The following is a 24,724-nucleotide window of genomic DNA, read 5'->3' on the forward strand; positions in this document are numbered from 1 at the left end:
CTACTTTTCGATAAGATAGAGATAATTCAATTAAGAAAGTAAGTGAAATAATGGATAAGATTACCTTTTTAAATGAACTTGAATTAGAACTTGATGAATTACCAAGAAAAGAAAAAGATAAACTCATGGATGATTATGAAAATCATTTCTATGAACAAGAATCGAAAGGGAAATCAGAAAAAGATATTATATCGGATTTAAGAGAACCACATGATATAGGTATAGAAGTTAAAGCCAAAGAAGCAATATCCTATGCTAAAGTAACACCTAACCTACGTAATATTATTAGGGCTATAATGGCTTCATTAAGTCTTGGCGTGCTTTCTTTTTTCTTCATCATCATCCCTATTGTAATATTTATAGCATTATTGATTGTAGTGTTTATATTCTCTGTTTTTTTAATTTCTCTTCCATTAATAATAATATCAATGAGTATCATTAAAGGGATTGTTGATTCGTTTAGCAATTTCTTATTTAGCATTTCATATGCCGGATTAGGTATCGTCTTATTTGTAGTTACCATGAAAATTACACAAAATTTATATCGACTTGTATTAAAATATTTAACTTGGTATATCCAAACGGTTAAAGGAAGAATTAAACAATGAAGAAGGCAATGATAACAGGCATAGTAATATTTGTAGGATTTTTCTTAGCAGCAACTTTAGTCTGGTTTGTGCATGATAAAGATGAATATAAAAAGCTAAAATATGATAGAGCATACAGTAATGTGAAAATGAATAATTTAAATATTGACAGCTATAATTCAGAACTCACAATTAAGCAAGGAGAACATTGTGGTGTTAAATATTATGGTGATAATGATGTTAAGGTATATCGCACAAAAGATACATTATATATAAAAGAGCATAAATCTGATAAGAGGGGTTATAGCGTTAATATTAATCCTTTTAATCAAAGTAAATCAAAAATTGAAGTTACACTTCCAAATAAAAACATTAATAATTTAGATGTATATTCAGGATTTGGAAATGTGAATCTTGATGGCATTAACGCGAAGAAAGGTTCGATTTATCAAGACAATAAATATTTAAAAATTCAAAATTCAAAATTTGATAATCTTTCCTTCAAGAGCGATGCTGGTGGAGTAAAAATTAAAAACAGTGATATCTTTAATAGTGAATTTAAGACAGGGGTAGGTAACGTCGAAGTAAATAATTCAAAGTTAAAAAAATCGTTATTTGTAAGTGAACTTGGTTATCTTAATTTCACAAACATGAATAGTGAAACAGATGTAAAAGGCTCAAGTAAGCTTGATTATATTCATTTGGACTATAAAGATGAACCTAAAAATACTTTATTAAAATTACACCCAGGTACAGGAGAGGCAAAAGTTGAAAATAAAGCTTTTAATAAAGGTAAGGTAGGAAATAGTAATAATGTAATTGAATTTTACACGGTAAAAGAAGATATCACAATAAAGTAAAATGATTGCCTACACAATAAGAGGCAATCACTTATATAAGTCGACGAACGATTTTAAAGTTCGTCTATTTTTTAATAATTTGCGAATGTTAAATCGGTATCAATTAGACCATTAAATTGTTGGATAGTTAACTCATTTCCATCTAACCAAGATTGAAAATTTATTGATGTGGGTGATTGATTTTCACCTAGTGTCATCCAAGCGGTTAAGTTTTGCGGTTCATACATTGAAGTGTGTATCGTACCTGACCAACTTTTAAATAATTTGCTATATATTTCGAATTTTGGATCATTAAATAATTTAAAAGCTGTATGTTTATCTAAGCTTTGTGAAGTTTGTGAGACAGTACGTTCTAGACGTTCACGTGATTCTTTTGTGTAATTTCGGTTTTCATGCGTTAAGATTTCGAAATGATTTGTACATACTTTATCATATCTGACATCAAAAGAACGTGGTGTAACCTCAACGATTGCGTGATTAAGCTTTCTATCCATTAAAATATAACTGAAAGAGCTTCTATGAGGGAGTTCTTTCAAGAATCTAACGGCTTCATCAACGTCTTTACAATATTCTAAAACAAGACGACCAATCATATAACATACAAAGCCATTAGCAGGGTGTTTACGATGCATAAAGTTATAGCCCATCGTCAAACCAGCTTCATTCATACCATCCATACGACCTGTTACTCTAGACGTAGGCCCAATTTGCGCTAGCCCTCCGTCATTAGGTTGGAATAATAAATATCTCCCATCGTATGTGGCAGGATGATAATCATAATTGCGCACCATAAAATCCTTACCTTGAAATACAGTACATCCACTTTCTTTTAAATCTGTGAAACGATAATGTGCAAAATTTAATATCATTTGTTTTGTAGGTAAGTTCAGTACTTCTTGCATACCCATTAACTCTTCCCATATTTCTGGCGCGTATGTTTGAAATACTTGATACGTTTCGTTAACATCTATATCAAATCGGGGCATACGTTTTTTCCATTCACGTTCACGATTTTGCAATAAGGGTGTTTGTTTTAGCCATAGCGCTGTTATGACCCCTAAATCATAATGCGATCCTCTAAACGTCATTATATCTGATTTCACTTGTTGCATGAGAAGGCCTCCTGAAAATTCTAAATATTGTAAAATAGCATTAATTGAAAACTAATATAATTATTATTATACTGAACATGATAGCAAGAAAAATTTAAAAAACAAGGAGGGGTACTATGTTTCAAGACGCTTATTTAAAAGTATATAACAAAGTAAAAGCTTGGTGGTTGTATTAAACTAATTTACAATTGAAAATTTATGAAGTTTTTGAATTTTGAAATTTATTTTATAGTTATTATTATAAGACGAAAAAAGGTATCTATTTAACCATAACAGTAAGTATGATAATATATAATATTGTAAACATACTTATATCTATTTAGAGGTGAAACATACATGTGGGATTTAATTAAAGGTTTATTCAAATTCTTATTAAGCTTAGTAGTTATTACATCAGTAGTAGTTGGTGTAGGTGTTGTAGCATTTGCTTACATCTTCAAGAAAGACTTTGAAGATATCGAAAGAAAAACTAAAGAAATCGTTTCAGATATCGAAAGTAATAACGCGTAATAATAGTAATTTAACCAGTGACTTCCGTTTTGAAGTTACTGGTTTTTTATTTCAATAAATTCAAACAATGATTAAGAATAATTGTCATAGACACCAATCTTTTAATAAAATAAAGGTAATTAGACAATAGGAGGTATTCTGATGACGACGAAGGGTTATATTGGTTCATACACAAAAAAAGAAGGTAAAGGTATTTACTTATTCGAATTAAATGAAGATAGTGGACAAATTAGTTCTGTTAATACTGGTTATGAGATTGAAGCATCTACTTATCTTGCTCAAACAGATGATTATTTATACGCAATCACTAAAGAAGGTGAACACTGCGGGGTAGCTGCTTTTAAAAAAGAAGCTTCTGGTTCGTTAACATTAATTAATAAATGCTTAGAATCTGTAGAGGGTACAGGTTGCTATATATCGGTATCATCTGACCACAATTTTTTATTTGAAGCAGTGTACGGCGCTGGTATCGCTAGAATATATCAATTGAATAAAGATACAGGTGAGATCATTAAGTTAATTCAAGAATTAAATCACGACTATCCACTTGGAAGTCATGAACGTCAAGAGCATTCACATGTCCACTATATAAATGAAACACCCGATTGCAAATATGTTGTAGCTACTGATTTAGGTACAGACAGAGTTGTAACTTATGAATTCAGTAATGAAGGTCTTAAAGAATACAAAGTTTCTAAATTTAAAGATCAAGATGGTCCAAGACATATTGCATTTCACAATAATGGTGAATATGCCTACATTGTTCATGAATTATCTAATTATGTTAGCGTAGCTAAATATAAAGATGGTCAATTTGAAGAACTAGAACGTCATTTAACTGTTCCTGAAGATTTTAATGATGACACTAAATTAGCGGCTGTTCGCTTATCGCATGATCAACAAACTTTATATATTAGTAACCGTGGTCATGATAGTATTGCGGTATTCACGATTACAGAGAATGGCGCGGGACTAAACCCTGTAGAAATCGTTAAAAGTGGGGACCAATTCCCAAGAGATTTTAATATTACTGAATCAGATGACTATCTAGTTTGTGCCCATCAAGAGGGTAATTATGAAATTACAGTTTTTAAAAGAGACACAAATACTGGTAAATTAACGCCAACAGATAATCAACAAATTGCACCTGAAGGTGTACATGTTAGTTTTATTTAAGTAAAATACTAAGCCACGGCAGTGTAAAATGTCGTGGCTTTTTGCAAATTTTTATAAGTTTTTAAAAAATGTTCTAATATATTTAAATTTACCTTTATAAGGCGGATACATAACACTTGAATCTAATCGCGTAGACCTAAAGATGTATGACTTGCTATGGCTAAAGGTTTGGAAAGTATATTTACCATGATATTGTCCAATGCCAGACATTCCGACACCACCAAATGGTAAATTAGGATTAGCAAGATGCATTAAAGTATCATTAATTGCACCGCCACCGAAAGATAATTCGTTTAATACACGGTGTGTAGTATTCTCATCTTCACTAAATAAATATAAACTTAACGGTTTAGCTTTACTCTGAATAATATCTACTGCCTCATTAAAATCATCATAAGTAATAATAGGTAATATAGGTCCAAAGATTTCATCTTGCATGATTTTAGAACTTGACGTAATACTATCTAAAATAGTTGGTTCTATATAGCGTGTTGTAGCATTTGCATTACCACCGAAAATAACATGGTTTTGGTGCACGTTAAGTAATTCATTTAAGCGATTAAAGTGTTTATCATTAACTATGCGACCAAAATCTGGACTTTCCTCTATGTTAGTACCATAAAATTCTTGAATACTTTGTTTAAGTGCTTCAATCAATTCGTTTTTGACCTTCTTATTAACTAATATATAATCCGGAGCCACACATGTTTGTCCTGCATTAGTAAATTTACCGAAACTAATACGATCACTAGCAACTTTAATATTAGCAGTATCATCTACAATAACTGGAGATTTACCGCCTAATTCAAGGGTAACAGGAACTAAATTTTTGCTTGCTGCTTCATACACGATTTGACCAACCTTGTCACTACCTGTAAAGAATATGTAGTCAAATGGCAGATTAATTAATGTTTGTGTTTCTTCTATACCACCCTCGATAACACCTATATAATCAGTAGTAAATACGTCTTCAATAATTTGACGAATGACCGTGGCAACGTGAGGTGTTAATTCAGATGGTTTTATAATAGCAGTATTTCCAGCTGCAATAGCCCCAATTAAAGGTTCAAATAGTAACTGTACAGGATAATTAAATGGACCAATGATTAATACTGTGCCATATGGTTCTTGTTTGATATAACTTTTTGCCGGAAACATAAATAGAGGTGTATCAACTTGTTTTGTTTTAGACCAATTTTTAAGTTCTTTTCTCGCAGTTTTAATACTTTTTAGTGTGATACCAATTTCTGTGGCATATGCTTCAACAGGACTTTTTCCCAAATCAGTCTTTAGAGCATCTAGTAAATCATTTTCATGATTTTTAATACTTTTACTTAGAAGTTTTAATTGATGTTTTCGAAATTTTAAATCTTTCGTTTTATGTGTTTTGAAAAAAGCTTTACTTTCTTCAAATTGTTGCTCAATGCTTGGCAATGTGTGATACCTCCTAAATAGTAAAATCTATATTAAAGAATTAAATTAAAATAAATGATGTAATTCATCATATCTATACCCTAAATATTTTTCAATAAAAAACAGTTGAATGAAAAGATTCATTCAACTGCGTATATAAAGGCGATAACTAAATTGCCAATATGTTTTATTTAATTAGAGCATCTGTGATTTGAGGTACCACTTGTTTTTTACGTGATACAACGCCTGATAAGAATGCCATGCCATCATCTAATTGAACTTTAAATGCCTCGCCGACTTTATCTTTTTCAGCACCTACTACTAAGATTTTAGAATCACTATTAATAATGTCAGTAACTACTAATACAAATAAATCATACTTTTCATTAGCACTTGTTTCTAACATTGCTTTTTCAAGATCTTCTTTACGATTTAATACTTCATCAATGTCGACAGTATTTACTTGGGCAATGCGTGTAACATAGTCGCCCATATTAAATGATTTAGCATCCATGTCTAATAATTCCTCTGCAGATTTATCAGTAGTTGATGCACCAGCTTTTAACATTTCTAAGCCATATTCATCTAAATCAACATTTGCTAAATCTTTTAAATCTTTAGCAGCATTTACATCCTCATCAGTACAAGTAGGAGATTTGAATAATAAGCTATCAGAAATAATTGCTGAAATCATCAAACCTGCGATATGCGGTTTAATTTCAAAGCCACGTTCTTTGTACATTTTGTAAAGAATAGTAGCAGTACAACCAACTGGTTCTGCGCGGTACCAAAGCGGTGAAGCAGTTTCGAAATTAGCGATTCTATGATGATCCACAACGTGTTTAATCTCTGCGTCAGAAATTGTTTCAGCACTTTGTTGGAACTCATTGTGATCGACTAAGATTACTTCTTGACCATCTAAATTATCACTTAATAATTCTGGTGCTTTAACTTCAAAATGATCTAAAGCAAATTTAGTTTCAGGATTAATATCTCCTAAACGATATGGCGTCGCTTCAGAGTTACCAGTTAATTGTTCAAAATCAGCCATGATGATAGCTGATGCTATTGCATCTGTGTCTGGATTTTGATGTCCAAAAATATAAGTTTTTGCCATTGTTATTATCCACCCTTATCATTTAATTTTTCATCTTATTTTATCATGTTTCATTTAGCTACATCTACCTCTGCGCCTAATGAGTTTACAAAATGTCCTAAAGCCCATTTATGACCACTCTCATTGAATGAAGCAACACCATCTTTCGGAATAGTAATGTTATACCCCAAATTATAGGCTGAAACAGCAGTGTGTAAAATACAAATATCTGTACAAACACCCACAATTTCAATATCTTTTATATTTCTCTCTCTCAATAGACTATCTAGAGGTGTACCATAGAATGAATCATAACGACGCTTATTTAAATAATGAATATTACTGTTTCCACTAATGTTATTATAAAAGGCTTTAATCTTACCATATAATTCACGTCCTGCTGTGCCCTCAATATTGTGAGGAGGGAATAACTTTGTCTCAGGATGGAACATATCGTTCTCATAATGTAAATCCATCATAAAGAAAATATCTTGGCCTTCAGACTGATATGTCTCTAAACGTTTCAGTATAAAAGATTCAATATCTTGCCCAGGTTTACCACATGTTAATCGACCATCATCTGCAATGAAGTCATAAGAATAATCTACTACTATTAGTGCTTTTCTAGTCATAATCAATCTTCCTCTCTATTAAATGTTTGAGCTATTTAAAAATTGTATAATTATATAGAAACGATTAAATTATTACCTCATTAATCATTATATATATTATAGCTAATCCCATTCTAAAATGGTATATAGCAATAAAATAGGTTTGAAAGTTTAGATAGGGGATACGTTATGTTAATAAATGCTCAAGATTATGGATTAAAAGGATGTAATAAACGCAAAGACACTAAAGCAATACAACGAGCACTGAATAAAGCAAGATATGGTGAACACACTGTACTTATACCTAGCGGTACATATTATATTTCGAAAGCACTCATCATTTATGACTCAACAACTTTATTACTAGAAGATGATACGACATTACTAAGATGTGGTAAGGATGCACTTTTAAAAAATGGCCATCGTTTTGGTTTTTATAAAGGATATCAAGGTAATAGTCATATTTATATTAAAGGTGGAACGTTTGATATGAATGGCTCTAAATATCCATACAATAATACTGCGATGTCAATTGGACATGCAGAAGATATTCAATTAATAGGTGTAACAGTATTAAACGTAGTTGGCGGACACGCTCTAGACGCTTGTGGTATCAATGGTTTGTATATCAAAAATTGCAATTTTAAAGGTTTTAATGATTTTGATGGGGATCGTTCATTTTCTGAAGCAATTCAATTAGATATTCAAGTACCTGGTGCGTTTCCTAAATTTGGGACGACAGACGGAACCATCACTAAAAATGTAGTCATTGAGAATTGTTATTTTGGGAATTCAGATGACCATCAAATGCGTCCATGGAATAGAGCAATTGGCTCACATGCAAGCAGGTATAATAAGTTCTACGAAAATGTGCATATAAAAGATAATTGTTTTGAGGGGACTGAAGACTATGCACTAACACCCCTAAAAGCTAAAAATATGATTATTTCACGCAATAAATTCAAAAATTGTAAAGGTGGTATTCGATTTTTAGGGGTAAAAGATGGAAAAAATGCTGCTGATCCTGTTACTGGCAAAGTCATGGAATCTCAAGCTGGTGAGAATTTCAGTGTGATTGGTAATCACTTTATTGGAGAAATGAAAAAAGATGCCATTCACATTAGAAGCTATAATAATGTAAAACATCAGCAAGTGTTTATCGCCGGTAATACTTTTGATAAAGCATCACAAACTATACATTTAGAAGATATAGAAGATTTAACCCTAAACCAGGGTGAAGATGTTACCATTAAAAAAATTAATGTAGACTGAGTAGAGATAATGTTTTCGAACACAACCCAACAATAAATAGCCAGTAAATACGTTTTGAAGACGCATTTACTGGCTATTTAATTTCGATACATCAGTGTTAAATAAGGACAAGACAGCAAATTTTTTATAATTTCGTCATAATGCCTTTCGATATTTATCTAATGGTGATTAAATGCACCTATAATTTTAACTTCAAAATCTAAAGTCTGTAATATTGTGATAACCTTATTGAGTTTTTCATTTTTCCCAATATCGGTTTGAACAAAAAATCTGTACATACCTAACTGCGTCTTAAGAGGTCTAGACTCAATCCATGACAAGTTAATATCAAATAAAGCAAATGTGTTAAGTATACTAGCTAATAATCCAGCTTTATCGTGTTTAGGTGTTATCAGTAATAGCGTACTAGAAGCAGATTCATTGTAGTGCTCGTTACTTTTTACTACTAAAAAACGAGTGACGTTATGTGGATAGTCTTGTATATGTGTATCTATCGGTTCGAAACCATATGACTCTCCGCTTCCTAATGGTGCAATAGCAGCGACATGTGTGTCAATTTTTTCTAAACTTTGAATCGTACTATCAACATAATCATATAAGAAATGATGTCGATGGATATATTGACTCGTTTGACTTATTGCAGGTGCAATGGAATAAACCTTTTTAATATCATCCAGTGAAGTACCTTTATTAGCGTATAAACCAAAATTAATATCTAAATGGATTTCGCCATGAGCGTATATATCTTCTTGTGCAAGTGCATCCGCAACAATATTAATAGTACCTTCAATTGAGTTCTCAATAGGTACGATACCTACAGCATCACTATGACTATTAACGGCTTTAATTACTTCATAAAGATTTGATTTAGGTGAATATGTAACTTCTTCCTCAGATAAATAAGTTTTTGCAGCTAAATAAGAAAATGTTCCCTTAGGGCCTAAATAATATAAACGCATCTTTGTTCGTCACCTCGTATTATCGAACACTAGTGAAATGGACATTTCATTGACTGTTTCTTTTTATAATGAAAATTAGGATCCTTGATTTCATTATTATAACCATGATGATAATTTGAAGTTAGGGTCGGTGAAAGTGGTGGGGCTAACCAAGACCATTTACCTGTGACATCACGGTTATTTGCTAGTTCCTTTTCTTCAAATAATTGAAATTGTTTTGATGCAGTAAGGTGATCAACAATAGAAACACCTTGAGATTTAAATGAATGGTATACAGCATAATTAAGTTCAACGAGTGTTCGATCTTTATTAAAAGAATTATTTTTTAGTGTACCAAATTCAAACGCTTCTGCAATACTTTCCAATAAATTATAGCGGTAAGAGTCAGTGAAATTGCGTACTGCAATTTCTGTTACCATATACCATCCATTAAACGGGGCAGTTGGATAAGTAATGCCACCAATTTTCAAATCCATATTAGAAATGATTGGAACACCATACCATTTTAAATTTAAATCCTTTAACTTTGGATAATGTTCATGTTCTATTTCAACTTCTTTTATTAATTCATGGGGTAACTCAAACCATTTTATAGAATCATTAGGTAATTGATAAATGAGTGGTAGTACATCGAAATCAGTACCTTTGCCTTTCCAACCTAAATGCTCAGCTAATTGTGTGATTTCACGTTCAGATGGATCACCGGCATGTTCATAACCAGCATATCTAATAAGTTGATTATTATAGATACGAGGTGCTTGATTAGGTGAAAAAATCGTTATATAAGGCTTGATCTTACCATTATTCGTCGCATGTTCAAGATGATGATTGATTGTATCTATAAAATCACGCTCATTATCAACGTTTCTAGCATCTTCTACATTTAAAGAATCCCAAAATAAGCGTCCAATACAGCGATTAGAGTTACGCCAAGCAAGTTTAGCGCCATACGACAACTCTTCCAAAGTATGCGTATATGTACCAGTATGTTCAATTTCTTTTTCTATCTCTTTTATTCTTTTATCAAAAATAGATGGATTGTAATTAAGTTCACGATACATCGTTTCGATAAAACTTCTTGCTTCTTCCAATAACATATAACCACCTCGGTTCATATTATAATCTAGACAATAAATTAACTCATTCAATTACATAGATTGTCACGAATTTGTCTTATTGATACTTATTTAAATTTTAATTGTATCAATAGGATGTGAATACGCACTTCTACTGAATTATGATAAAATGTACTAAAACATCGTTAGGAGAGATTGTGGTGTATCGTTACGAAGATGACAGTTTAATGTTACATAATGACTTATACCAAATTAACATGGCAGAGAGCTATTGGAATGATGGTATTCATGAACGAAATGCAGTATTTGATTTGTATTTTAGAAGTATGCCATTTGAGAGTGGATATGCAGTTTTTAATGGTTTAAAAAGAGTAATTCAATTTATTGAACATTTTCATTTTAGTGATTCTGATATTGAATATTTACAGTCAATAGGTTATAAAAATGATTTCTTAAACTATTTAAAAAATTTAAAGTTCACTGGTAATATTCGCTCAATGCAAGAAGGTGAATTGTGTTTTGGAAATGAACCATTACTTAGAGTGGAGGCACCATTAATTCAAGCGCAACTTATAGAAACCGTATTACTTAATATAATCAACTTCCATACATTAATTTCGACTAAAGCAAGTAGAATTCGTCAAGTAGCACCTGATGATACATTAATGGAATTTGGAACTCGCCGTGCACAAGAGTTAGATGCTGCGTTATGGGGGGCTAGAGCTGCTTATATCGGTGGTTTTGATTCTACTAGTAATGTGCGTTCCGGTAAATTATTTGGTATACCCGTTTCTGGTACGCATGCACACGCTTTAGTTCAAACATATGGTGATGAATATAAAGCTTTTAAAATTTATGCAGAACGCCATAAAAATTGTGTGTTCTTAGTTGATACGTTCCACACGCTTAAATCAGGTGTTCCTACAGCTATTAAAGTAGCGAAAGAACTAGGGGATAAAATCAATTTCATTGGTATCCGTTTAGATTCTGGAGATATTGCTTATTTATCTAAAGAAGCACGCAGAATGTTAGATGAAGCGGGATTCAAAGATGCTAAAATCATCGCATCTAATGACTTAGATGAACAAACGATAATGAGTTTGAAATCTCAAGGAGCTAAAGTTGACTCATGGGGTGTAGGTACGAAATTAATTACTGGTTATGACCAACCAGCACTTGGTGCAGTATATAAACTAGTAGCAGTTGTAGATGACAACGGCCGATATGTTGATAGAATTAAACTGTCCAACAATGCAGAAAAAGTGACAACACCTGGTAAGAAGAAAGTGTATCGCATTATAAATACTAAAACAGGTAAAGCAGAAGGCGACTATATTACTCTAGAACATGAGAATCCTAATAATGAAAAACCTTTAAAAATGTTCCATCCAGTTCACACGTATAAAATGAAACATATCAAACACTTTGAAGCGATTGACTTGCATCATTCAATCTTTGAAAATGGGAAACTTGTTTACCAATTACCGAGTGAAAAAGAGGCACAAGAATACTCTAAAAAGGCATTATCTAAATTATGGGATGAAAATAAACGTTATTTAAATCCTCAAGAATACCCTGTGGATTTAAGTACAGCTTGTTGGGACAACAAACATAAGCGTATTTTCGAAGTTGCAGAACACGTAAAAGAGATGGAGGAAGACAATGACTAATTTACAAGATATTGTAGTCAATGAAATGAAAGTGAAGAAACATATTGATAGTGAACAAGAGTCACGTGAAATTATTCAATTTATTAAAAGCTATGTGCAATCACATTCATTTATTAAATCTTTAGTGTTAGGTATTTCTGGTGGTCAAGATTCTACTTTGACTGGTAAATTAGCTCAGCTAGCAGTTGAAGAATTACGTAATGAAGGGCGAGATTGTCAATTTATTGCTGTGAAATTACCATATGGTGTGCAGAAAGATGCAGAAGAAGTTGAAGATGCATTAAACTTTATTCATCCCGATGAAATCATTACTGTCAATATTAAACCTGCTGTTGATCAAAGTGTTAAATCTTTAAACGAGGCTGGTATTGAATTAACAGATTTTCAACGTGGTAACGAAAAAGCACGTGAACGTATGAAGGTTCAATTTTCAATCGCATCAAATCGTAGTGGTATTGTTATTGGTACGGATCATTCTGCAGAGAATATTACAGGATTTTATACTAAGTACGGTGATGGTGCTGCTGATATCGCACCTATCTTTGGTCTAAATAAAAGACAAGGAAGACAGCTACTTAAATATTTGAACGCACCAAAGCATTTATACGAAAAAGTTCCCACAGCAGATTTAGAGGATGATAAACCACAATTACCTGATGAAGAAGCTTTGGGTGTTACTTATGATCAAATTGATGACTATTTAGAAGGTAAACATATATCTAGTGAAGCCCGTGATACGATTGAAAATCACTATGTCAAAAATGCACATAAACGTGAATTAGCCTATACGCGTTATACTTGGCCTAAAAATTAAAAAAAGATTTTCTAGTGACAAAATAAAAATTCACTGATAAAATTATTTCGATTTTAGATATCCATGTAAGAAAAGGGGATTAGTATGTCAGTGATAACTTCAAATCCATGGTCAATGGTATTAGCGATATTCGTCATCAACGTTTTTTATGTTACATTTTTAACAATGCGTACAATATTAACGTTAAAAGGTTATCGTTATATGGCGGCTGCAGTAAGTTTCCTTGAAGTGTTAGTATATGTAGTTGGTCTTGGTATGGTAATGTCTAGTTTAGACCAAATTCAAAATATCTTTGCTTATGCGTTTGGTTTTTCGATTGGGATTTTAGTAGGTATGAAAATTGAAGAAAAACTCGCATTAGGTTATACAGTCGTAAATGTAACCTCATCAGAGTATGAAATTGATTTACCAAATGAGTTAAGAAATTTAGGTTATGGTGTTACACACTATGCAGCACATGGTCGCGATGGTAGTCGAATGGTAATGCAGATTTTAACGCCAAGACGTTATGAACGTAAATTAATGGAGACAGTACGAAATTTAGATGAGAAAGCGTTTATTATAGCGTATGAGCCAAGAGCGATTCACGGCGGTTTCTGGACTAAAGGCGTTCGAACTCGAAAAGTAAAAGCATACGAAGTAGAAGAAATAGAAAGTGTTGTGGAGCATGACGATGAAGTTCAAAGTAAATGAAAATGAAACAATCTCAGAATGTTTAACACGTATGCGTGAAGAAGGCTATATGCCAGTTAAACGAATTGAAAAACCTATATACACTGAAGATGAAAAAGGTAATGTAGTAGTATTAAGACAGGATATTCAATTTGTTGGTAAAAAGCTTTGATTTAATAATATAAATTACAACTCAAATTAATTTTATTAAGAGTGAAAAGAAGCTAAAGTACAACTTCTTTTTACTCTTTTTATTATCGGATTATTGTTAGATAAGTGTATTATTTAGATAAAATCCATTATACTAAGTTTGTAAAAAAAGATTTATACATTTGATTAATTATCTGTTAAACTAAAAATGAAGTTTTAAAAACGAACTTTTCCCAATAATTTACGTTTAATGTACAGTTTTGAATTATAAATTTATACATAGAATAGGAGATTAGAAATGATTGATCGTTATTCAAGAGAAGAAATGGCAAATATTTGGACTGATCAAAATAGATATGAAGCTTGGTTAGAGGTTGAAATCTTGGCCTGTGAAGCTTGGAGTGAATTAGGCCACATTCCTAAAGAAGATGTAAAAAAAATAAGACAGAACGCTAAAGTAGATGTGAAACGTGCTCAAGAAATCGAACAAGAAACAAGACACGATGTTGTGGCATTTACTAGACAAGTATCGGAAACGTTAGGTGACGAACGTAAATGGGTTCATTATGGCTTAACTTCTACAGATGTAGTTGATACAGCGCTAAGTTATGTTATAAAGCAGGCCAACGAAATTATTGAGAAAGATATTGAACGTTTCATAAAAGTTTTAGAAGAGAAAGCTAAAAATTATAAATACACATTGATGATGGGGCGTACACATGGTGTACATGCTGAACCGACTACATTTGGTGTTAAAATGGCATTATGGTATACAGAAATGAAACGTAATCTAAAGCGTTTCAAAGAGGTACGTAAAGAAATAGAAGTTGGTAAAATGAGTGGTGCAGTTGGTACATTTGCTAACATTCCTCCTGAAATAGAACAATATGTATGTGACCATTTAGGCATTGATACTGCACCCGTTTCTACTCAAACATTACAACGTGACCGTCATGCATACTATATCGCTACACTAGCACTAGTAGCTACATCTCTTGAAAAATTTGCGGTAGAGATACGTAATTTACAAAAAACAGAAACACGTGAAGTTGAAGAAGCATTTGCAAAAGGTCAAAAAGGGTCATCAGCTATGCCTCATAAAAGAAATCCTATTGGTTCAGAAAATATAACAGGTATTTCAAGAGTGATTCGAGGTTACATTACAACGGCTTATGAAAATGTGCCTTTATGGCACGAACGTGATATTTCTCACTCTTCAGCTGAACGTATCATGTTACCAGATGTTACAATTGCTTTAGATTATGCTTTAAATAGATTCACTAATATTGTTGATAGACTAACTGTTTTTGAAGACAACATGAGAAATAATATCGATAAAACATTTGGACTAATCTTCTCACAACGTGTATTACTAGCGTTAATTAATAAAGGCATGGTTCGTGAAGAAGCATATGATAGAGTGCAGCCTAAAGCAATGGAATCTTGGGAAACTAAAACACCATTCCGTCAATTAATAGAAAAGGATGAGTCTATCACTAATGTGCTTTCTAAAGAAGAATTAGATGAATGTTTCAACCCTGAACATCATTTAAATCAAGTTGATACAATCTTTAAACGTGCAGGTTTAGAGTAATAAGTTAACGGTTTTCAATAAAAATACTACACTTTAACTATTTAATGCGTTAAAATGAGATTATATTGAAAACGGATTATAGGGGTTGTTTGAGATGCAAATAGAGAAATTACGAGGACAAGCGTTAGATGAACTTTTTGATGCGATTCTTACACTTGAAAATAGAGAAGAATGTTATCAATTCTTTGATGATTTATGCACTGTCAATGAATTACAATCATTATCTCAAAGATTACAAGTTGCTAAGATGATTAAACAAGGGTATACTTACGCAACAATCGAAAAAGAATCTGGTGCTTCTACAGCAACAATATCTAGAGTAAAACGATCATTACAATGGGGTAATGACGCATATACAATGATATTAGAACGATTAAATATAGAAACAAAAAAATAATATTACGTTTAACATATATTTATAAATTGAAATGCTCCCTTCAAAATTGACAATAATTTGGATATTTTGATGGGAGCGTTCTGTTTTATATTGAATTTATACAGGCTAATAGTAAGTAAACAACTTTTAATTTACTTAATTTTTAACAAATAAACTTATAAGATATTAGGTCTTTCGTTCTTTAATAGACAGTATAGATTCTAATGATTCTGTTTAGAATTGGTACACTAAAAATGATATAATTTAGTGTATGTTAAAAAAAGGAGTTAAAGGATTATGTATGACATTAAAGCGTGGCAACATGTGTTTAAATTAGATCCCGCCAAAGAAATAAGTGATAATGATTTAGATGCACTATGTATGTCAGATACTGATGCTATCATGATTGGTGGCACAGATAATGTTACCGAAGATAATGTCATTCATTTGATGAGTAGAGTAAGAAGATATCCATTACCATTAGTCCTCGAAATATCTAATATTGAGAGTATTATTCCTGGTTTCGATTTTTATTTTGTACCAACAGTTCTAAATAGTCAGGATACTACATATCATAATGGAATGATGCATAAAGCTCTAAAGCAATTCGGATTCATGGTTAATTTTGATGAAGTCGTATTAGAAGGGTATTTAGTTTTAAATCCTGATAGTAAAGTAGCAAAATTAACGCAATCAAATACTAATATAGATATTGAAGATGTAGAGGCATATGCGCAAATGGTTAATGAGATGTACAAACTACCGTTGATGTACATAGAATATAGTGGTCAGTATGGCGATGTTGAAAAAGTGGAAGCCGCATCCAGATTATTAACGAATACACAATTGTTTTATGGCGGTGGCATTACATCTATAGAACAAGCCAGAGAGATGGCACAATATGCTGACACTATTGTAGTAGGTAATATTATTTATGACGATATTAAAAAGGCTATTAAAACAGTAAAAATAAAAAAGGAGTCTAATAAATGAATTCATTAGTTAATAATATGAATAAAGAGCAAAGTGAAGCGGTAAGAACTACAGAAGGTCCATTACTAATTATGGCCGGCGCTGGTTCAGGTAAAACGAGAGTATTAACACATCGTATAGCCTATTTATTAGATGAAAAAGACGTTTCTCCTTACAATATATTAGCAATTACTTTTACAAATAAAGCAGCTAAAGAAATGAAAGAACGTGTTGAACAATTAGTAGGTGAAGAAGCACAAGTGATTTGGATGTCTACATTCCATTCTATGTGCGTAAGAATATTAAGACGTGATGCAGATAGAATAGGCATTGAACGTAATTTTACTATTATTGATCCTACTGACCAAAAATCCGTCATAAAAGACGTTCTAAAAAATGAAAATATTGACAGTAAACGCTTTGAACCAAGAATGTTTATTGGGGCGATTAGTAACTTAAAAAATGAACTTAAAACACCAGATGATGCAATTAATGAGGCTAATGACTTCCATTCGCAAATGGTAGCTACTGTTTATAGTGGATATCAACGTCAATTGACTCGAAATGAAGCACTTGATTTTGATGATTTAATTATGAAAACAATTCAGTTGTTCGAACGCATTCCAGATGCACTTGAATATTATCAAAACAAATTCCAATATATTCACGTAGACGAATATCAAGATACAAATAAAGCACAATATACATTAGTAAAGTTGTTAGCTAGTAAATTTAAAAATCTTTGTGTGGTTGGTGACTCAGATCAGTCAATTTATGGTTGGAGGGGTGCAGATATACAAAATATCCTATCTTTTGAAGAAGATTACCCTGATGCTAAAACGATATTTTTAGAACAAAATTATCGTTCTACAAAGACCATCCTAACTGCTGCAAATGAAGTCATTAAACATAACTCAGAAAGAAAGCCTAAAGGCCTGTGGACTGCAAATACAGGTGGTGAAAAAATTAAATATTACGAAGCAATGACTGAGCGTGATGAAGCTGAGTATGTGGTTAGAGAAATAATGAAACACCGTAAAGCTGGAAAAGATTATAGTGATATGGCAATACTTTATAGAACCAATGCACAGTCACGTGTTTTAGAAGAAACATTTATGAAATCTAATCTTCCTTATACGATGGTTGGAGGCCAAAAATTCTATGACAGAAAAGAAATTAAAGACTTATTAAGTTATTTGAGAGTAGTAGCTAATAGTAATGATGAAATTAGTTTACAACGCATAATCAATGTTCCAAAACGAGGGATAGGACCTTCATCAGTTGAGAAAATTCAACGCTATGCGAATGATAACAATATAAGTATGTTTGACGCATTGGCAGAAGTAGATTTTATTGGTCTTTCAAAAAAAGTAACTCAAGAGTGCATTAAATTTTATGAACTAATTCAAAACTTAATTAAAGAACAGGAATTTTTAGAGGTAAGTGAAATTGTTGTTGAAATATTAGATAAATCTGGGTATAGAGATATGCTTGAACGTGAACAAACACTGGAATCACGTAGTAGACTTGAAAATATAGATGAATTTATGTCTGTGCCTAAAGATTATGAAGAGAATACACCATTAGAAGAACAATCCTTGATTAACTTTTTAACGGATTTATCACTAGTAGCAGACATCGATGAAGCTCAAATTGAAAGTGGCGTAACCCTTATGACAATGCACTCGGCGAAAGGTTTAGAATTTCCAATTGTGTTCCTTATGGGAATGGAAGAATCGCTATTTCCACATATACGTGCAATTAAGAGTGATGATGACCACGAAATGGAAGAAGAACGTCGGATTTGTTATGTAGCAATAACAAGAGCTGAAGAAGTTCTATATATTACGCACGCAACGTCTAGAATGTTATATGGACGCTCACAATCTAATATGCCTTCTAGATTTTTACGTGAAATCCCGGAAGATCTATTAGAAACACCATCTAAGCAGCAGCGTCAAACGATTACCCCAAAAACTTCAACCAAACAACCTAAGCGTGGATTTAGCAAACGTACAACGTCTTCTAAAAAACAAGTTTCTGCTTCTGATTGGAAAATAGGAGATAAAGTTACGCATAAATCATGGGGTGAAGGCATGGTAAGTAACGTTAATGAGAAAAATGGCTCAGTTGAATTAGATATTATATTTAAATCAGAAGGACCAAAGCGCCTGTTAGCTCAATTTGCTCCAATCGAGAAAAAGGAGGATTAATTTATGGGCAATATCAAAAGTCGTGTGAATGAATTACATGATTTATTAAATCAATATGGTTATGAATATTATGTACAAGATAATCCTTCAGTGCCAGATAGTGAATACGATAAATTATTAAGAGAATTAATAGATATAGAAGAGGCACATCCTGAATTTAAGTCACCTGATTCTCCTACTGTACGTGTAGGAGGAGAGGTGCAATCTTCTTTCGAAAAAGTCAACCATGATACACCAATGTTAAGTTTAGGTAATGCTTTCAATGAACAAGAATTACGTCGTTTTGATCAACGTATTCGTGAACAAGTCGGTAGTGTTGAATATATGTGTGAATTGAAAATTGATGGATTAGCTGTGTCTCTTAAATATGTAGAAGGTCGCTTCGTTCAAGGTTTAACTCGAGGTGATGGTACTACAGGTGAAGATATCACTGAAAATTTACGCACCATTCATGCTATTCCATTAAAGATTAATGAACCATTAAGTTTTGAAGTGCGTGGCGAAGCTTACATGCCTCGTAGTTCTTTTATAAGACTAAATGAAGAAAAAGAAAAGAATGAAGAACAACCATTCGCTAATCCACGAAACGCAGCAGCGGGATCGTTAAGGCAACTTGATCCCAAATTGGCAGCTAAACGTAAATTAAGTGTATTCTTATATAGTGTTAATGATTTTACAGATTTTGATGCAACTACTCAGAGTGGTGCGTTGGATGAATTAGATCGTTTAGGATTTAAGACAAATCATGAGCGTATGCGTGTGGGTGATATTGAAGGTGTATTAGAATATATTGAGAAATGGACAAAACAACGTGAACAATTATCCTATGATATTGATGGCATCGTTATAAAAGTGAATGACATTGAACAACAAGATGAAATGGGATACACGCAGAAATCTCCAAGATGGGCGATTGCATATAAGTTTCCTGCCGAAGAAGTGGTAACAACATTACAAGATATTGAGTTAAGTATTGGTAGAACAGGTGTTGTAACACCAACTGCGATTCTTGATCCTGTAAGAGTTGCTGGGACAACTGTATCTAGAGCATCTTTACATAATGAAGATTTAATACATGAGAGAGATATCAGAATTGGGGATAGTGTAGTAGTTAAAAAAGCTGGCGATATTATACCAGAAGTAGTGAAAAGTATTACGGAACGCCGACCTGAAGGTACATTACCGTATTCAATGCCAACACATTGTCCGAGTTGTGACCATGAGTTGGTAAGAATTGAAGGGGAGGTTGCATTACGTTGTATAAATCCAAAGTGTCAGGCTCAACTTGTAGAGGGGTTGATTCACTTTGTATCACGTCAAGCCATGAATATTGATGGCTTAGGAACTAAAATTATACAACAACTCTATCATCACAATGTGATTAATGATGTGGCCGACATCTTCTACCTAACTGAAGACGATTTATTACCTTTAGAGCGTATGGGTTCCAAAAAAGTTGAAAATCTACTAAAAGCGATTGAAGATGCTAAAGCCAATTCTCTAGAGTATCTATTATTTGGTTTAGGAATACGTCATCTAGGAGTTAAAGCAAGTCAAGTTCTAGCTGAAAAATACGAAACAATGGATAGACTACTTGAAGTAACTGAAGAAGAACTTATTAGTATTCATGATATTGGAGATAAGTTAGCTCAATCTGTTGTAACATATTTAGAAAATGAAGATATTAAAGCATTAATTGAAAAATTAAAATATAAAAATGTCAATATGGTTTATAATGGAATTAAAACTTCTGATATAGAAGGTCACCCTGATTTTAAAAATAAAACAATTGTTTTAACAGGTAAATTACAACAACTGACACGAAAAGAAGCATCTGCCTGGTTAGAATTACAAGGCGCAAAAGTTACAAGTAGTGTAACTAAAAAAACAGATTTAGTAATTGCTGGTGAAGATGCAGGTTCTAAATTAACTAAGGCAGAAAAGTTTGGTACTGAAATTTGGACAGAAGAGCAATTCGTGGCTAAACAAAATGAAATATCTAGTTAGAGGAGAACGGCAATGAAGCGGACCCTATTCTTAATTATAACGTCGATTGTGTTGTTAACGGCATGTGGCAATAACAATGATAATAAAAATAACCAATCTGTGAATAAACAAGAAACTAAAACTGACTCAAATAATGTGAAAACAATAGCAACAGATAAAAACGTACAAGGTGATAATTACCGCACGATTTTGCCATTCAAAGAAAGTAAGGCCCGTGGTGTATTACAAGATAACATGGCAAATAGTTACAATGGTGACGATTTCGAAAGTGGTTTATTGACACTAAGCAAAGATGTATTTCCAACTGATGATTACCTTTATCAAGACGGCCAATATCTAGATAAAGATACTCTTAATAGTTATTTAAATCCCAAATACACTAAAAAAGAAATAGATAAAATGAGTGAAAAAGAGAAAGAATCCAATAAAGCGAGTGAGAATTTAGGATTAAATCCATCACACAAAGGTGAGGATGATCCAGAAAAAATCGCAGAACAATCTCCAGCTTATTTATCTAATATTCTTGAACAAGATTTTTACGATAGTGGGGATACTAAAGGAAAAAATATTAGAGGTATGACAATTGGCTTAGCCATGAATAGTGTTTATTATTATCAAAAAGAGAAAGATGGAGAGACTTATAGCAAAGAACTTGATGATAAGGAAATTGAAAAACAAGGTAAACAAATGGCTTCAGAAATCTTAACAAGATTAAGAGCCAATGATGATTTAAAAGATATTCCTATTCATTTTGCAATTTATAAACAATCCGATCAAAATTCAATTACACCAGGAGAATTTATTGCTAATACTACAGTTGATGATGATCAAACTAAAATTAATAAATGGAAAAAAATTGATCAAGTGTTAGCATTATTACCATCTTCAACAGCAAAAAAATACAATGAAAATTTGAATAATAATTTTAAACAATTCAATGACAACCTACAATCTTACTTTACTAACTTCACTCAAGCAGTAGGTAAAGTTAAATTTGACGGTAAAAAACCAACACAATTAACTATAGATTTACCTATTGATTATTATAGTCAAGCTGAAACGATTGGTATTACCCAATATGTTACAGAACAAGCTAGAAAATATTTTGACAATATCGATAGCTATGAAATTCGAATTAAAGACGGAAATACACCAAGAGCTTTGATTAGTAAATCTAAAGAAGATAAAGAGCCTCAAGTTCATATTTATAATAATTAACATAAAACTACGGATAACGCCTACAAGTTGGGTTATCCGTAGTTTTTGTTTAATATTATTATTTTTCACGAACAATAGATTTAACTTTTTCAATATCTCTTTCAACAAAGTCACCTGGATGTTGAGTCAATAAACTCACTACATATGTAACGATGACACTAATAATGAATCCTGGAATAATTTCATACATTCCGAAAATTTCATTTATACTCGCTAAAGGTTTAATCCAAGCAATCCATATAATTACCACAAGGGCACCTGCTACCATACCGCTGATAGCACCAGCTCGTGTAAGCTTTTTCCAATAAAGTGAGAATAATACTAATGGACTGAAAGAAGCTCCAAAGCCGGCCCATGCGTTACCAACTAAGTTAAGTATTGTATCATTTGGAGACCAAGCAATCGCAATTGCTACAATTGCCACAACTAATACAGACAATCTACCAACTAACACGAATTCTTTTTGATGTGTTTTCACACGCTCTTCACCACGTATTAATTTATAAAAGTCTTCAGTTAATGAACTTGATGTTACTAATAGTTGTGATGAGATAGTGCTCATGATAGCTGCAAGAATGGCAGCTAATAAGAACCCGCCTACTAAAGGATGAAATAAAATTTGACTCATAATGATGAATAGTGTCTCAGGATCATCCATCTTAATATGATTATCTGGAATGAATGCGATACCAGTTAACCCTACGCCTACAGCACCAAGTAACCCTACAGTCATCCAACTTATACCTAAACGGCGAGCTTTGGGTAGCATTTTTTGTGACTTTATAGACATAAATCTTACGATGATATGAGGTTGTCCAAAATAACCTAGACCCCATGCAAATAATGAAACAATGCCAAGAAAAGTTGTCCCTCTAAATAAATCCATATTTGTTGGCTTCATTTCAGCAACTCGAGAAAACGTATCCCACCCATTAAGTTGTAACATTGCAACAATAGGGACCATAACCATTGCAATTAACATGATTACACCTTGGAAGAAATCAGTTATAGATACGGCTAAATATCCTCCGAAAAAAGTATAAGCGATAACGATAACTGCAACTAAAATTAATCCAAAATGGTAATTTAGTCCAAACGCACTTTCAAATAGTTTACCACCTGATACAAACCCAGAGTGTGTATAAAGAGTAAAGAATACAACTATTATTAAACCAGAAATGATTTTAATAATATTTTCTTTATCGTTAAGTCGATTTTTGAAGAAATCAGGAAGGGTGATTGCATCACCTGCCACTTCAGTATAAACTCTCAACCTTGGTGCAACGACAAGATAGTTAACATATGCACCTAATGTGAGACCAATTGTTATCCATATTGCTGATAAACCAGTGCTATAGACAGAACCAGGTAGTCCCATTATCATCCAGCCACTCATATCTGATGCACCTGCAGATAAAGCAGTGATATATGGTCCGATACTACGTCCACCAAGCATATATTCACTTAAATTACCTGTAGCTTGTTTGTAGCCGTAATATCCAATGATAAGTAAAATAATAAAATAAATCGCAATCATTATGTATGTTTGCCAATTGGTATTAACTTGACTAGGCAAGCTTGCTCCTAAAATAAGCATAAAGAAATACCCCCTTTTTTTATATGGTGTAAAGACTTAGATGACTTATAAACATTAGTAAATTTCAATTACATGAGTATGCAACTTTTTTAAATAATTTAGTTACATGTAATATTATACAATGTGGTGAATGGTTTAGAGAAGTATAAATTTTAAATTTTAAAAAGAAAAATACTTTCAAAGCAGAGTAGTAAGCGTTTTCAAAATGTAAAAAAGTTTATTGATTTTATTATACGTAATATGCATATAAAAGATTATAAATATTTTTTATATATAATTTAGGTCAGTATTTTCGTTAAATTAATAATTGAGTTACATTATTTATAAAGCGTTTATTAATTACTTATCTATGAATTAATCATCAATAATGTCATGAAGTTATGTTGTCTCAATAAATATTTAGATTTTTAAGTGAAAATTTGATACAATTTTATGATGAATGAGTAATAAGGAGGCTTTTAATAAATGACTAAAGTTACACGTGAAGAGGTTGAACATATAGCACATTTAGCAAGACTTCAAATTTCTGAAGAAGAAACTGAAGAAATGGCTAATACACTTGAAAGTATCTTAGATTTTGCTAAACAAAATGACACAGCAGATACAGAAGGTATTGAACCAACTTATCATGTATTAGATTTGCAAAATGTGTTACGTGATGATGAAGCAATCGAGGGCATTCCTCAAGAACTTGCATTAAAAAATGCTAAAGAGACAGAAAATGGTCAATTTAAAGTACCAGCTATCATGAATGAGGAGGAAGCTTAAG

General features: G+C 32.3%; 23 protein-coding genes. 16 read left to right on the top strand and 7 right to left on the bottom strand.

Features of this window, described 5'->3' with window-relative positions:
* Positions 1 to 50: 50 nt before the first annotated feature.
* The gene (locus tag EQ029_RS04585; protein ID WP_011275334.1) at positions 51 to 608 is read left to right on the top strand and encodes an HAAS signaling domain-containing protein; all 558 of its coding nucleotides are present in this window, start codon (positions 51 to 53) and stop codon (positions 606 to 608) included.
* A complete protein-coding gene (locus EQ029_RS04590; protein ID WP_011275335.1) occupies positions 605 to 1,447 on the top strand; it encodes a DUF4097 family beta strand repeat-containing protein in 843 nt (280 codons plus the stop codon). The genes EQ029_RS04585 and EQ029_RS04590 overlap by 4 nt, the downstream gene beginning before the upstream one ends.
* Before the next feature lie 71 nt (positions 1,448 to 1,518).
* Here the strand turns inward: EQ029_RS04590 and EQ029_RS04595 are convergent, their stop codons facing one another.
* Positions 1,519 to 2,559: a C45 family autoproteolytic acyltransferase/hydrolase gene (locus tag EQ029_RS04595; protein ID WP_011275336.1), complete on the bottom strand. Its 1,041-nt coding sequence runs from the start codon at positions 2,557 to 2,559 to the stop codon at positions 1,519 to 1,521.
* A 336-nt stretch (positions 2,560 to 2,895) separates the two neighbouring features.
* Here EQ029_RS04595 and EQ029_RS04600 point away from each other — a divergent pair, with 336 nt between their 5' ends.
* The gene (locus tag EQ029_RS04600; RefSeq protein ID WP_011275337.1) at positions 2,896 to 3,069 is read left to right on the top strand and encodes a hypothetical protein; all 174 of its coding nucleotides are present in this window, start codon (positions 2,896 to 2,898) and stop codon (positions 3,067 to 3,069) included.
* 141 nt (positions 3,070 to 3,210) lie between these two features.
* Positions 3,211 to 4,245 (top strand): 6-phosphogluconolactonase, encoded by a 1,035-nt coding sequence (pglS, locus tag EQ029_RS04605; RefSeq protein WP_011275338.1) that lies wholly within the window; start codon positions 3,211 to 3,213, stop codon positions 4,243 to 4,245.
* Positions 4,246 to 4,296: 51 nt separating this feature from the next.
* Here the strand turns inward: pglS and EQ029_RS04610 are convergent, their stop codons facing one another.
* The 3 genes from EQ029_RS04610 to EQ029_RS04620 form a co-directional block, all read right to left on the bottom strand.
* Positions 4,297 to 5,679 carry an aldehyde dehydrogenase gene (locus EQ029_RS04610; protein ID WP_011275339.1) on the bottom strand — a complete coding sequence of 461 codons (1,383 nt, stop codon included), beginning with the start codon at positions 5,677 to 5,679 and terminating at the stop codon, positions 4,297 to 4,299.
* Positions 5,680 to 5,845: 166 nt separating this feature from the next.
* A complete protein-coding gene (locus tag EQ029_RS04615; RefSeq protein ID WP_016931031.1) occupies positions 5,846 to 6,775 on the bottom strand; it encodes a manganese-dependent inorganic pyrophosphatase in 930 nt (309 codons plus the stop codon).
* 50 nt (positions 6,776 to 6,825) lie between these two features.
* Complete coding sequence (locus EQ029_RS04620) at positions 6,826 to 7,386, bottom strand: cysteine hydrolase family protein (protein ID WP_011275341.1); 561 nt, start codon at positions 7,384 to 7,386, stop codon at positions 6,826 to 6,828.
* Between the two features lie 168 nt (positions 7,387 to 7,554).
* Between EQ029_RS04620 and EQ029_RS04625 the strand changes: the two genes are divergently transcribed.
* Positions 7,555 to 8,637, top strand: coding sequence for a glycosyl hydrolase family 28-related protein (locus tag EQ029_RS04625; protein WP_011275342.1), 1,083 nt, complete (start codon positions 7,555 to 7,557; stop codon positions 8,635 to 8,637).
* Positions 8,638 to 8,795: 158 nt separating this feature from the next.
* Here the strand turns inward: EQ029_RS04625 and EQ029_RS04630 are convergent, their stop codons facing one another.
* Both EQ029_RS04630 and EQ029_RS04635 read right to left on the bottom strand, forming a co-directional pair.
* Complete coding sequence (locus EQ029_RS04630; RefSeq protein ID WP_011275343.1) at positions 8,796 to 9,596, bottom strand: prephenate dehydratase; 801 nt, start codon at positions 9,594 to 9,596, stop codon at positions 8,796 to 8,798.
* A 29-nt stretch (positions 9,597 to 9,625) separates the two neighbouring features.
* A complete protein-coding gene (locus EQ029_RS04635; RefSeq protein WP_016931030.1) occupies positions 9,626 to 10,693 on the bottom strand; it encodes a nitric oxide synthase oxygenase in 1,068 nt (355 codons plus the stop codon).
* A 179-nt stretch (positions 10,694 to 10,872) separates the two neighbouring features.
* Here EQ029_RS04635 and EQ029_RS04640 point away from each other — a divergent pair, with 179 nt between their 5' ends.
* The 10 genes from EQ029_RS04640 (at position 10,873) to EQ029_RS04685 (ending at position 22,358) form a co-directional block, all read left to right on the top strand.
* Positions 10,873 to 12,342: a nicotinate phosphoribosyltransferase gene (locus EQ029_RS04640; protein ID WP_016931029.1), complete on the top strand. Its 1,470-nt coding sequence runs from the start codon at positions 10,873 to 10,875 to the stop codon at positions 12,340 to 12,342.
* The gene (nadE, locus tag EQ029_RS04645) at positions 12,335 to 13,156 is read left to right on the top strand and encodes an NAD(+) synthase (RefSeq protein WP_011275346.1); all 822 of its coding nucleotides are present in this window, start codon (positions 12,335 to 12,337) and stop codon (positions 13,154 to 13,156) included. The genes EQ029_RS04640 and nadE overlap by 8 nt, the downstream gene beginning before the upstream one ends.
* Positions 13,157 to 13,240: 84 nt before the next feature.
* A complete protein-coding gene (locus EQ029_RS04650; RefSeq protein WP_011275347.1) occupies positions 13,241 to 13,849 on the top strand; it encodes a DUF2179 domain-containing protein in 609 nt (202 codons plus the stop codon).
* Positions 13,830 to 14,000, top strand: a complete 171-nt coding sequence (locus EQ029_RS04655; RefSeq protein WP_011275348.1) for an NETI motif-containing protein — start codon at positions 13,830 to 13,832, stop codon at positions 13,998 to 14,000. The genes EQ029_RS04650 and EQ029_RS04655 overlap by 20 nt, the downstream gene beginning before the upstream one ends.
* A 276-nt stretch (positions 14,001 to 14,276) precedes the next feature.
* On the top strand, positions 14,277 to 15,572 hold the full coding sequence (purB, locus tag EQ029_RS04660) for an adenylosuccinate lyase (RefSeq protein ID WP_037551163.1): 1,296 nt from the start codon (positions 14,277 to 14,279) through the stop codon (positions 15,570 to 15,572).
* A 94-nt stretch (positions 15,573 to 15,666) separates the two neighbouring features.
* Entirely contained in the window at positions 15,667 to 15,969 is a 303-nt protein-coding gene (locus EQ029_RS04665; RefSeq protein ID WP_011275350.1) for a YerC/YecD family TrpR-related protein, read from the top strand.
* Between the two features lie 276 nt (positions 15,970 to 16,245).
* Entirely contained in the window at positions 16,246 to 16,941 is a 696-nt protein-coding gene (gene pcrB / locus EQ029_RS04670) for a heptaprenylglyceryl phosphate synthase (protein WP_037558839.1), read from the top strand.
* The gene (gene pcrA, locus EQ029_RS04675; RefSeq protein ID WP_037558840.1) at positions 16,938 to 19,133 is read left to right on the top strand and encodes a DNA helicase PcrA; all 2,196 of its coding nucleotides are present in this window, start codon (positions 16,938 to 16,940) and stop codon (positions 19,131 to 19,133) included. Before pcrB ends, pcrA begins: the two co-directional genes overlap by 4 nt.
* Positions 19,134 to 19,136: 3 nt before the next feature.
* Positions 19,137 to 21,140, top strand: coding sequence for an NAD-dependent DNA ligase LigA (gene ligA / locus EQ029_RS04680; RefSeq protein ID WP_057504814.1), 2,004 nt, complete (start codon positions 19,137 to 19,139; stop codon positions 21,138 to 21,140).
* Positions 21,141 to 21,152: 12 nt separating this feature from the next.
* Positions 21,153 to 22,358, top strand: coding sequence for a CamS family sex pheromone protein (locus EQ029_RS04685; protein ID WP_053021661.1), 1,206 nt, complete (start codon positions 21,153 to 21,155; stop codon positions 22,356 to 22,358).
* A gap of 58 nt (positions 22,359 to 22,416) precedes the next feature.
* On the opposite strand, the gene putP is transcribed toward EQ029_RS04685, so the two are convergent.
* Complete coding sequence (gene putP, locus EQ029_RS04690; RefSeq protein WP_016931028.1) at positions 22,417 to 23,955, bottom strand: sodium/proline symporter PutP; 1,539 nt, start codon at positions 23,953 to 23,955, stop codon at positions 22,417 to 22,419.
* Positions 23,956 to 24,420: 465 nt separating this feature from the next.
* On the opposite strand from putP, the gene gatC reads away from it, so the two are divergent.
* Positions 24,421 to 24,723: an Asp-tRNA(Asn)/Glu-tRNA(Gln) amidotransferase subunit GatC gene (gene gatC, locus EQ029_RS04695; protein ID WP_011275356.1), complete on the top strand. Its 303-nt coding sequence runs from the start codon at positions 24,421 to 24,423 to the stop codon at positions 24,721 to 24,723.
* Position 24,724 lies beyond the last annotated feature (1 nt).

This window comes from Staphylococcus haemolyticus, from assembly GCF_006094395.1.
Classification (GTDB): domain Bacteria; phylum Bacillota; class Bacilli; order Staphylococcales; family Staphylococcaceae; genus Staphylococcus; species Staphylococcus haemolyticus.

Coding starts and splice junctions, on each gene's coding strand:
- EQ029_RS04625 (WP_011275342.1), top strand. CDS start 7,555: ATGTTAATAAATGCTCAAGATTATGGATTAAAAGGATGTAATAAACGC.
- EQ029_RS04635 (WP_016931030.1), bottom strand. CDS start 10,693: ATGTTATTGGAAGAAGCAAGAAGTTTTATCGAAACGATGTATCGTGAA.
- putP (WP_016931028.1), bottom strand. CDS start 23,955: ATGCTTATTTTAGGAGCAAGCTTGCCTAGTCAAGTTAATACCAATTGG.
- pcrA (WP_037558840.1), top strand. CDS start 16,938: ATGAATTCATTAGTTAATAATATGAATAAAGAGCAAAGTGAAGCGGTA.
- EQ029_RS04620 (WP_011275341.1), bottom strand. CDS start 7,386: ATGACTAGAAAAGCACTAATAGTAGTAGATTATTCTTATGACTTCATT.
- EQ029_RS04655 (WP_011275348.1), top strand. CDS start 13,830: ATGAAGTTCAAAGTAAATGAAAATGAAACAATCTCAGAATGTTTAACA.
- EQ029_RS04595 (WP_011275336.1), bottom strand. CDS start 2,559: ATGCAACAAGTGAAATCAGATATAATGACGTTTAGAGGATCGCATTAT.
- EQ029_RS04615 (WP_016931031.1), bottom strand. CDS start 6,775: ATGGCAAAAACTTATATTTTTGGACATCAAAATCCAGACACAGATGCA.
- EQ029_RS04650 (WP_011275347.1), top strand. CDS start 13,241: ATGTCAGTGATAACTTCAAATCCATGGTCAATGGTATTAGCGATATTC.
- gatC (WP_011275356.1), top strand. CDS start 24,421: ATGACTAAAGTTACACGTGAAGAGGTTGAACATATAGCACATTTAGCA.
- EQ029_RS04600 (WP_011275337.1), top strand. CDS start 2,896: ATGTGGGATTTAATTAAAGGTTTATTCAAATTCTTATTAAGCTTAGTA.
- EQ029_RS04585 (WP_011275334.1), top strand. CDS start 51: ATGGATAAGATTACCTTTTTAAATGAACTTGAATTAGAACTTGATGAA.
- EQ029_RS04590 (WP_011275335.1), top strand. CDS start 605: ATGAAGAAGGCAATGATAACAGGCATAGTAATATTTGTAGGATTTTTC.
- pcrB (WP_037558839.1), top strand. CDS start 16,246: ATGTATGACATTAAAGCGTGGCAACATGTGTTTAAATTAGATCCCGCC.
- pglS (WP_011275338.1), top strand. CDS start 3,211: ATGACGACGAAGGGTTATATTGGTTCATACACAAAAAAAGAAGGTAAA.
- nadE (WP_011275346.1), top strand. CDS start 12,335: ATGACTAATTTACAAGATATTGTAGTCAATGAAATGAAAGTGAAGAAA.
- EQ029_RS04630 (WP_011275343.1), bottom strand. CDS start 9,596: ATGCGTTTATATTATTTAGGCCCTAAGGGAACATTTTCTTATTTAGCT.
- EQ029_RS04665 (WP_011275350.1), top strand. CDS start 15,667: ATGCAAATAGAGAAATTACGAGGACAAGCGTTAGATGAACTTTTTGAT.
- purB (WP_037551163.1), top strand. CDS start 14,277: ATGATTGATCGTTATTCAAGAGAAGAAATGGCAAATATTTGGACTGAT.
- ligA (WP_057504814.1), top strand. CDS start 19,137: ATGGGCAATATCAAAAGTCGTGTGAATGAATTACATGATTTATTAAAT.
- EQ029_RS04685 (WP_053021661.1), top strand. CDS start 21,153: ATGAAGCGGACCCTATTCTTAATTATAACGTCGATTGTGTTGTTAACG.